The organism is Malacoplasma penetrans HF-2 (assembly GCF_000011225.1).
Lineage (GTDB): Bacteria > Bacillota_I > Bacilli_A > Mycoplasmatales > Mycoplasmoidaceae > Malacoplasma > Malacoplasma penetrans.
The window spans coordinates 212312-225769 of sequence record NC_004432.1; the positions used below are offsets into that span (position 1 = coordinate 212312).

General features: G+C 25.2%; 12 protein-coding genes. 11 read left to right on the forward strand and 1 reads right to left on the reverse strand.

Going from position 1 to position 13458, the window contains the following annotated elements:
• Positions 1-22 precede the first annotated feature (22 nt).
• The 9 genes from MYPE_RS00880 to nagB all read left to right on the forward strand — a co-directional run bounded on the left by MYPE_RS00880 (position 23) and on the right by nagB (position 9904).
• A complete protein-coding gene (locus MYPE_RS00880) occupies positions 23-523 on the forward strand; it encodes a cyclophilin-like fold protein (protein ID WP_011076995.1) in 501 nt (166 codons plus the stop codon).
• 266 nt (positions 524-789) lie between these two features.
• Positions 790-2154, forward strand: coding sequence for an FAD-dependent oxidoreductase (locus MYPE_RS00885; RefSeq protein WP_011076996.1), 1365 nt, complete (start codon positions 790-792; stop codon positions 2152-2154).
• 162 nt (positions 2155-2316) lie between these two features.
• A complete protein-coding gene (locus tag MYPE_RS05760; RefSeq protein ID WP_011076997.1) occupies positions 2317-2904 on the forward strand; it encodes a DapH/DapD/GlmU-related protein in 588 nt (195 codons plus the stop codon).
• Between the two features lie 155 nt (positions 2905-3059).
• Positions 3060-3380 carry a thioredoxin family protein gene (locus MYPE_RS00895; protein ID WP_011076998.1) on the forward strand — a complete coding sequence of 107 codons (321 nt, stop codon included), beginning with the start codon at positions 3060-3062 and terminating at the stop codon, positions 3378-3380.
• 204 nt (positions 3381-3584) lie between these two features.
• The gene (locus tag MYPE_RS00900) at positions 3585-4430 is read left to right on the forward strand and encodes a MurR/RpiR family transcriptional regulator (RefSeq protein WP_011076999.1); all 846 of its coding nucleotides are present in this window, start codon (positions 3585-3587) and stop codon (positions 4428-4430) included.
• A gap of 223 nt (positions 4431-4653) precedes the next feature.
• On the forward strand, positions 4654-6999 hold the full coding sequence (locus tag MYPE_RS00905; RefSeq protein ID WP_011077000.1) for a PTS transporter subunit IIABC: 2346 nt from the start codon (positions 4654-4656) through the stop codon (positions 6997-6999).
• Between the two features lie 92 nt (positions 7000-7091).
• Positions 7092-7784, forward strand: a complete 693-nt coding sequence (locus MYPE_RS00910; RefSeq protein ID WP_011077001.1) for an N-acetylmannosamine-6-phosphate 2-epimerase — start codon at positions 7092-7094, stop codon at positions 7782-7784.
• Between the two features lie 199 nt (positions 7785-7983).
• A complete protein-coding gene (gene nagA / locus MYPE_RS00915) occupies positions 7984-9168 on the forward strand; it encodes an N-acetylglucosamine-6-phosphate deacetylase (RefSeq protein ID WP_011077002.1) in 1185 nt (394 codons plus the stop codon).
• 7 nt (positions 9169-9175) lie between these two features.
• A complete protein-coding gene (nagB, locus tag MYPE_RS00920; protein ID WP_011077003.1) occupies positions 9176-9904 on the forward strand; it encodes a glucosamine-6-phosphate deaminase in 729 nt (242 codons plus the stop codon).
• 63 nt (positions 9905-9967) lie between these two features.
• Here nagB and MYPE_RS00925 read toward each other — a convergent pair whose 3' ends face one another.
• Positions 9968-11029 carry a hypothetical protein gene (locus tag MYPE_RS00925; protein ID WP_011077004.1) on the reverse strand — a complete coding sequence of 354 codons (1062 nt, stop codon included), beginning with the start codon at positions 11027-11029 and terminating at the stop codon, positions 9968-9970.
• 507 nt (positions 11030-11536) lie between these two features.
• On the opposite strand from MYPE_RS00925, the gene MYPE_RS00930 reads away from it, so the two are divergent.
• Both MYPE_RS00930 and MYPE_RS00935 read left to right on the forward strand, forming a co-directional pair.
• On the forward strand, positions 11537-12565 hold the full coding sequence (locus MYPE_RS00930) for a DNA adenine methylase (protein WP_044891196.1): 1029 nt from the start codon (positions 11537-11539) through the stop codon (positions 12563-12565).
• Entirely contained in the window at positions 12558-13454 is an 897-nt protein-coding gene (locus MYPE_RS00935; protein WP_044891197.1) for a DNA adenine methylase, read from the forward strand. Before MYPE_RS00930 ends, MYPE_RS00935 begins: the two co-directional genes overlap by 8 nt.
• Positions 13455-13458: the final 4 nt, after the last annotated feature.

The window sequence follows — 13458 nt, forward strand, 5'->3', positions numbered from 1 at the left end:
AACAACAGAAAGAAGAAAAATTATGAATAAATATTTATCTTTAATACCAACTCTTGGGTTAGGCTTATTAGCATTTGGATGTTCTAGTAATTCAAATTCTAATAATGACAATAGCAACTCCATTGATAGTAATAATTCAGATAGTAACAATAATTGAAATAATAATGTTAAATCACTTGTTATTAATATTAATGGGCAGCCTTTCAACACAATATTAGAATCTAATTCAACAGTTAATTCTTTTCTGAATTTGTTACCTTTATCAAATCTAAATATGAATGATTTAAACTCAAATGAAAAATACATTTATTTATCAGAAACATTAAACACAAATACTTACAAACCTGGAATAATAAATGCTGGAGATGTAATGTTATATGGCAATAATTGCCTAGTGATTTTTTATAAAACTTTTACTTCAAATTATTCTTATTCTAAAATTGGCACAATTGAAAATGTGGATGAATTAGTAGATTTATTAGACACTAGAAATAGTGTAAATGTATCAATTGATTTTAATTAATTTAGTTTGTAATTTTTTATAAAAACAGTGATTGAAAACTACTAAAAACCTCTTTCAATATTTTTATTTTTAGCACAAGTTAAATTAATACTGAAATAGTGTTTTATTATCTCTAAAAAATAGATAAAAATTACCAAATTTATTTTCTATAAAATTATTAATTTTCTTAGTTTAAATAAATAAACTAGTCTTAAAATAAATATGTTGAGATTTAAAAGATATATATAAATTTCAATATATTTTTTTTATGTATTAAAGGAGAAAATATGAAAGTAGTAGTAGTAGGTATTAACCATGCTGGTACATCAGCAATTAGAACATTGCTATCTATTAATCCAAATGCAGAAGTTGTTGCATTTGATCGTAATAACAATATCTCATTCTTAGGATGTGGTATTGCTCTTACAGTTGGTGGGGTTGTTAAAAATACAGATGATTTATTTTATTCAAACCCTGAAGAATTAAAATCTATGGGTGCTAAAGTATTCATGAATACTGATGTAGTAGAAGTTAATCATGAACAAAAATATGTAAAAGTTGTAGATTTAGAAACTAATGAAGAAAGAACTGAATCTTACGACAAACTAATTTATGCTGCAGGAAGTTGACCAGTAGATTTACATTTTAAAAACCAAGATTTAAAAAATGTTGAAATTTGTAAATTATATCAACACGCTTTAAAGCTAATTGAAAAAGCAAACGATGATGATATCAAAAAAGTAGCAGTAGTTGGTGCTGGATACATCGGTGTTGAATTAGCAGAAGCTTATGCTGAAAAAGGTAAAGAAGTTGCTTTAATTGACTTCTTACCAAGAGTATTAGGAAATTACTATGATGAATCATTCACAAACAAATTAGAAGAATCTATGGTTCAAAACGGTGTTTCATTACATTTAGGACAAAAAGTTAGTGAATTTGTTTCAAACTCAGAAGGTGCTGTTAAACAAGTAATTACTGATAAAGAAACAATTGATGCAGATCTAGTAATTCTATGTACAGGATTTAAACCTAACACTGAATTATTACCAGGTCTTAAAAAGATCCAAAATGGTGCTTTAGTAGTTAATAGAAAAGCACAAACAAGTGATCCTAACATTTATGCAATTGGTGACTGTGCTGCTATTTTTGATGCAGCTACTAAACAATACAGACATGTTGCTTTAGCTACAAATGCTGTTAAATTAGGAATTGTTGCAGCTAGCCAAATTTCTGGATTAGAAAATGTAATTATTCCAAACATTGTAGGTACAAATGCTATTTGTGTATTTGGATTAAAATATGCAAGTACTGGTGTTACTGAAGAAGTTGGAGCAAGATTTGGTTTAAAGAATCTTAAAACTTGTGAATACTTTGATAATGACAGACCAGAATGAATGAACACTGTTGAAAAAGTAAAAGTTAAATTAGTATATGAAGAAGATACATTAAGATTAGTTGGTGCACAAATTCTTTCATTTGGAGAATCTAACCATACTGAATGAATCTTTGCATTAGCATTAGCAATTCAATTAGGATTAAACTTATTCCAAATTGCATTTACAGATGTTTACTTCTTACCACACTTAAACAAACCATTTAACTTTGTTCTTTCTGCAATTCTTAAATCATTAGGAATGAAATATATTAAATAATTAAACTTATTTAAATTAATACTCAAAACACACTTGATAAAAGTGTGTTTTTTTGTTTTTTATAATTAATAATTACTAAATTTTTATTTTTTTCATAAACCTTAAAGTTCACTTTAAGGTTTATAACTTAAATAGTGTTATTAAATTTATGGAGTTTAATTTATGGCAATTAAAACTAAAGAAGAATATATAAAAAAATACTCAGATACTGGAGAATGAATTAAATGAGGGGATGAAGATTATAATTTCTTATTTGAAGCAAATATAGAAGCTTATAAGATTACTTCAATCATTAATAGTGGATACCATTCTCAAAAGCACTTAAATAGTTTATTTTCAAAGTTATTTGGTTTTAAAGTTGATGAATCTGTTTTTATTCACCCTCCTTTTATGACAGACTTTGGGAAAAATATTAAGTTGGGGAAAAGATTAGCAATTAATGCTAATTGTTGCTTCCAAGATTGAGGAGGAATAGAAATTGGTGATGATTGTCAAATAGGTCATAATGTAGTTTTAGCAACTACAAATCACCATTTAGATCCTAATAAGAGACATGATTTAATAAATAAAAAAATAGTATTAGGAAAATCTGTTTGAGTAGGATCAAATTCAGTAATTGTTGGAGGAGTTACAGTTGGAGATGGTGCAGTAATTGCAGCAGGTGCTGTTGTTACTAAAGATGTTCCAGCAAATACTGTAGTTGGTGGAGTTCCTGCAAGAATTATTAAAAAGATTGAAGTTGAAGATTAATGAATACAAAATATTAATCTTGAATTAATATAACCTTACTTTTAAATTTATAAAAAAATTATAAATTATCATAGTATATGTTAAAGTGCTAATATATAATATAAATCTAAGTGTGTTATACTACATATCTTTAGTATTTATAAAAAGGAGAATATATGAGTAGTATTAAAATTGGAAAAGATAGCAATATCGAAACTTTAATTAATCAAACAAACATCACTGTTGTTAAATATGGAGCAACTTGATGTGGTCCTTGTAAAATGCTTGCACTAGTTTTAGAAAAACTAGCAGATGAAATGGGAGATGTTACATTTGTTGATGTAGATGTTGATGATGATGATGCAGAAATGACTGTAAAATCTAGTGAAGTATCTTCAGTTCCTTTAATGGTGTTTTACAAAAATGGTCAACCTGTAAACAGAGTTTTAGGTTTTAGACCTGAAGAAGAAATCGTAAGAATTATTGAAAGCTTATAATTTTAAAAATTTCTTCTTAATAAAATTAATTCTTATCAATTTTTAAGTTGATAAGAATTTTTTATTTTTACTAAATGTTTTTACTTTAACTTAATAAATATTTAAATTTGCAATCTAATATTTATTTTTTCATTCAAAAGCCATTATATTATTAAGTTAAATAGTATTTTTTATTTTACTTAACAAAGACAAATGGAGATTTAAATGACATCTAAACTAACCATATTCAATATTGAAAAATATCAAAATTTAAATGAGATTGAAAAAGATTTATTGAAAAAAATAAATGAGAATCCAATTCAATTTTTAGACAACAATATAATTGATATTTCTAAAAGTTTTTATTCTAGCAAATCTAGTATTTCAAGACTTTCTCAAAAGATTGGTTTTAAACATTTGTCAGATATGAAATTGTATATTAGTGGAAAACTTGCAATGCAAGATTTGTACAATTTAGATAAAGAAGAATCAAATACAGAAAGTAGAATAAGAAATTTAAGAACTTATAATATTTTTGCTATTAATGAAACTCTATCAAACATTAATATTAGTGACATAAAAAATATTTGTGCCAATATTATTAAATCAAGAAAAGTTATTTGTTATGGTTTGGGGAGTTCTTTTTTGGCAGCACAAGAACTTTCACAAAATATGTTGAAGCTAGGTATAAATTCTATTTCTATTAATGACATCCATAATTTATTATTAGCTTTATCAAGTGCTGACAAAAGTGATTTATTAGTTTTATTTTCTAAATCTGGAACAAATAAAGAAATTTCATATTCTATAAAAGTTTGTAATGAGTTAAATATTGATGTACTTTTAATTACTTGTAATAAAGAAGTTGCAAATAGAGTTAAATACAAAATTATTATGGAAGATATCTGAAAAGATAAAAGGTTGATAGCAACATCTTCTAAAACTTGTATGTTAGCAATTTCAGATTTACTTTATTATGAACTTTACTATATGACTGAGACTGCAGATCGAAACTTAGAAAAAGCTAATAATTTATTAAATGGGTGAAAAGAATTCTCAAAAATTAAATAAACATTTAATTACAAAAATATTTTTTATACTTTTATTAAAATTGGGAATAATTCCCAATTTAACCATTTTTACATCTGTTTTCAAATAATCATTAATTTAAATCATAAAATGAAATTAATAAGGAGGTATTTTAATTTATCTCTAAATATTAATTTTAGATGGATTTGATTTAATTAAATTGAAATTAAAAATAATATTTGTGATTTATTGAAAATTTTAAAAAATGAATATTAAGACATGACTTCAAAAAAGTAATTCAACTTTCTTTAATATGTTTCACTTCAAAAAAGGTGAAACAAAAAATAAAGGAAAAGTAAAAGATTTCTTTTCTCAACTTTCAAGAGGGTTAATGTTGCCAATAGCAATATTGCCAATTGCTGGATTACTTTTGGGAATAGGAGGGGCAATAGGTGCAAATATTCCTCAAACCTCTGATCTTCAAATTCTTGCTAATATATTTAAAGCAATGAGTCAGGTAGTGTTTGATAGTTTGCCAATCTTATTCTGTGTTGCAATAACAATAACCTTTTCCAAGGACAGGGGAACAGCTGCATTTTCTTCATTACTAGCATATTTAGTTTTCTGTAGCATTCAGGTTCCTTTTATTCAAAAAGAAAATGGTCAAATTGTTTCTATTATGTGGTTTCACACAAATTTAAATGTAGTAAGAAGTATTACTACTACATTGTTTGGATTCACTAATTTACAAACTTCTATATTTGGAGGTATACTTGTAGGCTTTTTGACTTCTTTTATTTATAACAAAGTTTCAAAAATAAAATTACCAACAGCATTAGATTTTTTTAGTGGGATTAGATTAGTGCCAATTGTACTAATACCAGTAATTTCTTTATTAGCTGTTCTATTCTTAATATTTTGACCATGAGTGGGATATGTGATTAGTATTATTGGTCAAAATATTCAATTAGCACCATATGGAACTGGTGGATTATTATATGGAATATTAGGGCGTTCATTAATGCCTTTTGGTTTGCATCATATTCCAATTATTTTAGCTTATCAAACAGACTTTGGAGGTGTGTTATATAAACAAGATTTATTAAATGCATTGGTAAATAATGGTGTGTCAACAGACTCAACAATTTATCAAGCTATTAACAATGCTTTTCCAGGAACTAGCATAGTTGGTGATCAAAACATATGAAATTTTATAAATTCATTAAGTTTTAATTCTTTACCAAATGCTGATGGAACTCAAACTCCTATATTCCAATGATTTGTTAAAAATCTTAATGTATATGCAGGTAAATATACTCAGGATTACCCAACTTATATGGGTGCTTGTATGGGGATTGGTGTTGCCTTAATTCTTGTTTCAAAAAAAGAAAATAGAAAAAGAGTGGCATCTGTGGTGGGTTCAGCAATGGCAGTAGCTTTCTTAACAGGAATTACTGAACCACTAGAATATACTTTCTTATTCTGTGCTGCACCACTTTACTATTTAATTTATGTACCATTATCTGGAATTTCTTACATGCTTATGGAGTTATCACAAGCACATGTGGGAGTTGGATTTGCAAGAGGATTTATAGATTTAATTATCTATGGAGCAATTCCTGTTGTTAAAGGTAGTAATTTCTATTGAGCATTCCCAATTGCAATAGGAGAAGGTTTAATTACAGGTTTCTCATTCTATTTCTTAATTAAAAAATTTAATTTTAGTACACCAGGAAGAAATGAAAATAATTTTGAATTAATTACTAAAAGTAAATATAAAGAAATGAAAAATATGGCTTCTTCATCTAAAAACAAGAATGAAGCACCTGAAAGAATAGCAAAACTAATATATGCACTAGGAGGTTTAGATAACATTGAAAATGTTACTGCTTGTGCAACTAGATTAAGAGTTAGTTTAAATTCTTCTGAATTAGTAAAAGTTAATGATTTCAAATCAATGGGATCTAAAGGAGAGTTTTTAAAAGATAAAGCAATACAAGTTATTTTTGGTGGTGAGGCTTCAATTTTATCTGATCAAATTAATGATGTAATAGAAGGTAATTTATCTCTTCCAAAAGATTTAAAAACAGAAAATACTGATTTAAATAAACAAGAAAATAAAGTAGAAAATAAAAAGATTATTCCTTTTAAAGTTTTTGCCCCAGTTAATGGAAAAATCCAATATTTAGAAAATGTAGATGATGATGTATTTAAAAATAAATTAATGGGTAATGGAGTAGCAATTTTACCAACTAGCAATAAAGTGTACTCAATATTAAGTAAAGGAAAGTTAGTTGATATATTTGATACTAAACATTGCTACACATTTGAATCAGAAGATAAAACAAAAATATTATTCCACATAGGAATAGATTCAGTATCTTTATCTTCAAACCCATTTAAACCTGTTTGTAAAAAAGATTCTGATGTTTCTAAAAAATCTTTAATATCTGAAATAGATTTAAATTTATTAAAAAAAGCTAAAAGTATTGCTTCACCTATTGTTCTTCCAGAATTGTTAGAAAATCAAGAAGTAAAAATCCTAGTTAAGAATAATCAAGTAATAAAACAAGGAGATCCAATTTTAGAAATTATTGAAAAAACTAAATAGGATATTAATATAAACTGGGAATTGTTCCCGGTTTTTTATTATTAGTTTATTTAAAAAGAATATCAATTTTAAAGTTATAAAATGAGGATAGTATGAAAGATGTTATATTAAGAAAAATTAAAAATAATTTAGTTGTTTCTTGCCAAGCAGTAGGAGAAGAAACTTTAAATAATGATATTGCTATAACTTTAATGGCAAAAGCTTGTTTAGAAGGTGGAGCTAAAGTTTTGAGATTAAGTCAATATAGTCATATTAAATCAATTAAATCAATAAGTGGAAAAACACCAATTATTGGATTAATAAAAAGTAACTATGAAAATAGTGAAGTTATTATTACTCCTAGCATTAAAGAAGTTGATTTATTATTGAGTTTAAATGTTGACTGTATAGCAATAGATGCAACTAATAGAAAAAGACCTAGTGAAACTTTAGAAGTTATTTTTAAATATTGTAGAGAGAAATCACCAAACACTTTATTGATGGCTGATTGTGCAACAATTGATGATGTTAAAAATGCAGATAAGTTAGGCTTCGATTTAATTGGCACAACTTTAAGAGGTTATACAAAAGAAACTTTTGGAAAATCTAATATGGATAATGATTATTCTTTTATTAAAGAATGTTTATCATCTATTAAAACCCCATTAATTGCAGAAGGGGGAATTTGAGAACCTTATCAAGTAAAAGATTTATTGGATTTAGGATGTTTTGCAGTAGTTGTGGGTAGTGCAATTACAAGACCAAAGGAAATAACAAAGTATTTTTTAAAAGCTTTAGATAATTAAAAAACTAAAAATATTAAATTATGAAACTAGTTTTATTTTATACAACTAATAACAATTAAATAATCTAGTAGTAGTACTATAAAAATAGGAGTTAAAGTTATTAACTTTTAATTGCAATAATAAAATAAACAGAAGTTAAAAATAAAACCACTACTGTTTATTTTATTTATTTAAATAAAGGAGATGAACTTAATAGTTTATGAAATTATTATTTAAAAATGCTGAAATTGTTTTATTTGATAAAAACATCTCTGGTTCTTTATTGACAGAAGATAAAATTATTAAAACAATTGGTGATACTGATTCTACTTATAATTATGAAATAGATTGTAAAGATTTAAAAATATTTCCAGGATTTATAGATAGTCATGTTCATGGAGGATATGGTTTTGATTTTGAGCAAAACTCAATAGAATCATATAAAGACTTTGCTAGTAATATTGTTAAAGAAGGTGTGACTAAATTTGTTTTAGCTTCAGTTACTTCTACTCCAGATAAAATATCTTCATGTTTAAAAACTTTTTCTCAGTTTTATAACCAACAAGAATTAACAAGCTCTAAATGTTTAGGTGTTCATCTAGAGGGGCCATTTATTTCAAAAGAAAAAAAAGGAGCACATAAAGAAAGTTTAATCATAAAGCCAAATATAGATTTGGTAAAACAATGAATTCAAGATTCTAATAACTTAATTAAAATAATTACTTTTGATATTGAACATGATGAAGATAGTCAATTTTTAAAATTTCTAAATGATAATAACATTATTGGTTCAATTGGTCATTCAAATATATCTAATAAAACTTTTAAATCTAAAACTAAAGATGTTCCTTTTTATAGAGTAACTCACTTATTTAATGGGATGAGTGGATTATTACACAACAACCCTGGAGTAGCTGCAGCTGCATTAAATGATGATAGAGTTTTATGTGAATTAATATGTGATGGATTCCATGTTGATAAAGATTTAATTAGAATTACATATTTATGTAAAGGTAGTAAAAAAATTACTTTAATTACAGATGCAATGAGTGCTAAAGGGATGGATAATGGCAATTACATGTTAGGTGAATTAGAAGTAGAAAAAAAGGATGAAATATGTGTTTTAAAAAACACTTCTACATTAGCTGGAAGTGTTTGCACATATAGCAAGTGTTTTAAAAACTTTCATGATTGAATAAATCCTACAGATCAAGAATTGGCACACGTAAGTTCATATAATAGTGCTATTCAATTAGGTTTAAAAAATACTGGATTAATAAAAGAAGACTATTTAGCAGATTTAGTATTAGTTAATAATGACTATGAAGTAGTAATGACTGTATGTGAAGGAATAATTACATACATAGACAATAAATATAAAAATAGATTAATTAAAAAAGGATAACAAAAATATGAATAATAATATTAATTTTATAAAATGCTCTTCATATGAAGAACTATCTAAAAAAACAGCAAATGATTTTATAACAGTAATTAAAAATAAACCTAATTCAGTTTTAGGTTTAGCAACAGGATCTTCGCCTATGGGGGTATATAAAGAGTTAATTAAAGCTTATGAAAACAAAGAAATATCTTTTAGAGATTGTGTCAGTTTTAACTTGGATGAATATATTGGTCTTAAAAAAGAATATGAAGATCAAACATATAAATATTTTATGAATGACAACTTATTTTCAAAAATAGATATTAATAAAGATAATACTTTTTTTCCTATTGATGCTTTTTCAACAAATATGAATCAAGACTTTGAATCATATGATTCAAAGATAGATTCTTATAATGGATTGGATATTCTAATTTTAGGGATTGGTAATAATGGCCATATAGGATTTAATGAACCTGGTTCTTTAATTGATTCAAAAACTAGAATGATAGATTTAACTGAATCTACTATTAAAGCTAACTCTAGATTTTTTAAGAGTGAAAATGATGTTCCAAGAAAGTCAGTTACTATGGGACTTTCTACAATCTTAAAAGCTAAAAAAATTGTATTAGTAGTAGTTGGTGATTCTAAAAAAGAAGCTTTAAATGCTTTGATGAATTCTAAATCATTTGATTCTAATTGACCTTGTACAGCTTTAGTTAATCATGATAATGTGGTGGTTTATTATATTGGATAATTATTTATGACATTAAAAAAACTTGTTGGGTTTCAACAAGTTTTTTTAATTAATAATTATTAATTATTCACCAAGTCTTTGAACTGGATCATTAGATTGGGCACCAATTCAACTAGTGTCACTATAACTAATGAATTTAATTCCATCAACTGATGGGATGAATTTTCATTTAACTGCTCCACCTAGAACAATGCTACCCTTAACATCAACTTTAGCTAAAGTGTTTTCTGGAACAACAATTTCACCATAACCATTGTTTGCATCTTTGCTATCAGTTTTGTTGTTGTAAATATGGATTGATCATCCACTTTGGATACCTAAATCAATCAACTCTTTATCTAGAGTTAAGTTGTGTCCATGTAAATAAATATAAACATCAATTGGATTTGTAATTTCTTTATTTTCAAATGTTTTATATAATAAATCACTCTTTAAAGAACTTCATGTTAAATCACTGCTCATGTCATATACATAACCATTTAAACTGTCTGCAAATGCACCATGTACTCAGTCAACTTTATTATTATCAACACCTATAGATTCTTGAATAAATGTTGGTGTAATTGTGAATGGAGTTCCAACTTCATAAATACTACTTTTACCTTCAAGATCTAGAGTGTTTTCATACTTAGGCATTTCAATTAAAAATTGATTTTTATTATTTGGATCATTTTTTGAAGGGATTCAAACATTTTGACTTGATCCTCTAACATTTAAATCTCTAACAGTGTATTTTTCATAACCTGCATTTAGTGTCATCACAACTTTTAGTGTGTCACCTGGTTTAAAAGTTAGTTCATCTACTTTTGTACCATCATCTTTTACAAACTCAACCTTACCTTCTGTTGTGCTTGCGTTATTAATTTTAATTTTGTATTCTGCTGTTGCAGCGTCTTTATTATCTTCAGTTGAATCTACTTTTTCTACAGATAAGCTATATGACTCTGATGAAGTTTTAATTGAAGTAACTTTACTTGCACTATTTGAATTATTTTGGCTTCCAACCGATTGTGATGATTGAAGTGCATTATTAATTAATACTGGAGCAACACCAGCTGCTGTAGCAACACTGGTCATTGCAAATAATCCACCAATTATGACTTTTTTAAATCTTCTAATTTTCATAATTTTATTTTCTCTTTCATTTTGTAACTATATGTTAATGTTAAAAGAGGTGAAAGTCAATAAAAAAGCTTATACCATTAAAATACAAAATTTATTAAACAAATTTAAAAAATTTTATTTAATAAATGTTCATTAAAGCTATTTTTCTATATTTTCTATTTTCTGTGTACTATAAATTATTAAAAAGCTATTTTTATAGAAAATAAAAATAATAAATGAAAATACTATTTAGTATATATTTTGTAATTAAATGTTACCCTTTTAAGTTGAGGCTATGAGTTTATATAATAAAAAGATTATTAAAAATTACTAAGTATATGTGTTGTTATAATAATCTCAGTAATGCAAATAAAGCATAGAATTTACATAATAAATTTATAAAATATTTAGTTTTCTCATTTTTTAATAATTTTAGATTTATATATTTTTATTGATTGCCAATTATTATAATAGACTTAATTAATATAAATCTTAAGACTTCTTGTATACTATCTAGTGAGGCGTTTTATGAGTTTTAATATTAATAACCGTAGATACACAGGAAGCAAAACTAAAATTATTAATTGAATAAATAAAATAATTGATGAAAACTGTAAAAATTGCAATAGTTTTTTTGATGTGTTTGCAGGAACAGGTGTTGTAACAAATTCATTACTCTCTAAATTTGAAAATTTTTACTTGAATGATTTTTTATACTCTAATGAAATAATCTATAATGCTTTTTTTGGGATGCAAAAATTTTCATGGGAGAAAATTTTGAAATTTTATGAAACATATAAAAATTTAGATATTAAAAATATAAAAGAAAACTATGTATCTCAAAATTATGGGGGTAAGTTTTTTGAATATAAAGATGCTTTACAAATTGGATATATAAGAGAAGACTTAGAAATTAATAAGGATAGTTTAAACAAGAGAGAGTTTGATATTCTGTTAGCTTCATTAATTTATTCATTTGATAGATCTGCTAATACAGTTGGTCATTATGAATCTTATTTTAAAAATAATAAAAACTTAAGAAGTACTTTTAAGTTTGATTTGATAAATCCAATAATAAACAATACAATTTTTAAAAAAAAAATAAAAATCTTTAGAGAAGATTCAAATATTTTAGCACCTAAAATAAGTGCAGACATAGCCTATATAGACCCTCCTTATTCATCTAGGCAATATAGTAGGTTTTATCATGTTATAGAAAATATTGTTAAATGAAGGAAACCAGAACTTTTTGGGAAGGCTTTAAAACCCAAACCTGAAAATATGAGTTTATATTGTAGTTCTAAAGCATTAGAAACTTTTAGATCATTAATAGATAATCTAAAATGCAAATATATTCTAGTTTCATATAACAATACATATAACTCAAAAAGTAAATCTTCTGAAAATAAAATGAAGTTAGAAGATATTAAATCTATTTTATTGTCAAAAGGGGAAACAAAAGAATATTCAATTAAACACCAAGCATTTAATGCTGGAAAAACAAACTTAAAAAATCACCTTGAAATTTTATTTTTTACTGAGGTTAAAAATGACTAAGAGATCCCCATTTTTTTATGTTGGTGACAAATATAAAATAATTAAACAAATAAATAAATTTTTCCCTAAGAATATAAAAAGACTTATTGAGCCATTTTGTGGAGGTGGAAGTGTTTTTTTAAATACTGAAGCAAAATATTATATTGAGAATGATAATAATTATTGAATGATTGAGTTACACAAATTTTTGTGTTCTTTTAAAAATAATCCAGTCTTGTTTTTTCAAAAATTAGAAGATGAAATTACTAAATATAATCTAAGTGCTTCTAAAATGGGAATAACTGTTCCATTGGAATATAAGAAGCTTTATATTAAAACATACTTTGCAATTTTTAATAAAAAAGCCTATGCCAATGTCAGAAATGATTTTAACAAAGATAAAAGCAACTATACACTACTATACATTCTTCTTATATATGGATTTAACCATATGTTAAGGTTTAATTCAAAGGGAGATTTTAATTTACCTGTTGGTAATGTTGATTACAATAAAAATGTTTATAATGCATTAGAAAATTATTTTAATTTTTTAACCAAGGGTAATATTGATTTCAAATGTTTAGACTTTAGAACTTTTTTAAAATCTTTAGAATTTGATAAAGATGATTTCATATATTTAGATCCACCATATTTAATCACTAAAAGTGAATATAACAAAAATTGAACTGAAAAAGATGAAAGAGATTTATTAGTGATTTTAGATGAAATAAATGATTTGGGAATAAAATTTGCATTGTCTAATGTCTTAAGATATAAAGATAAAAAAAATAATATGTTAATTTCATGGTCAAAAAAATACAATGTTTTAAAAATTAAGTCCAATTATATTAGTTATCATGATAATTCAACAAATAAGATCATTGATGAAGTACTTATTATAAATTATTAGAGGT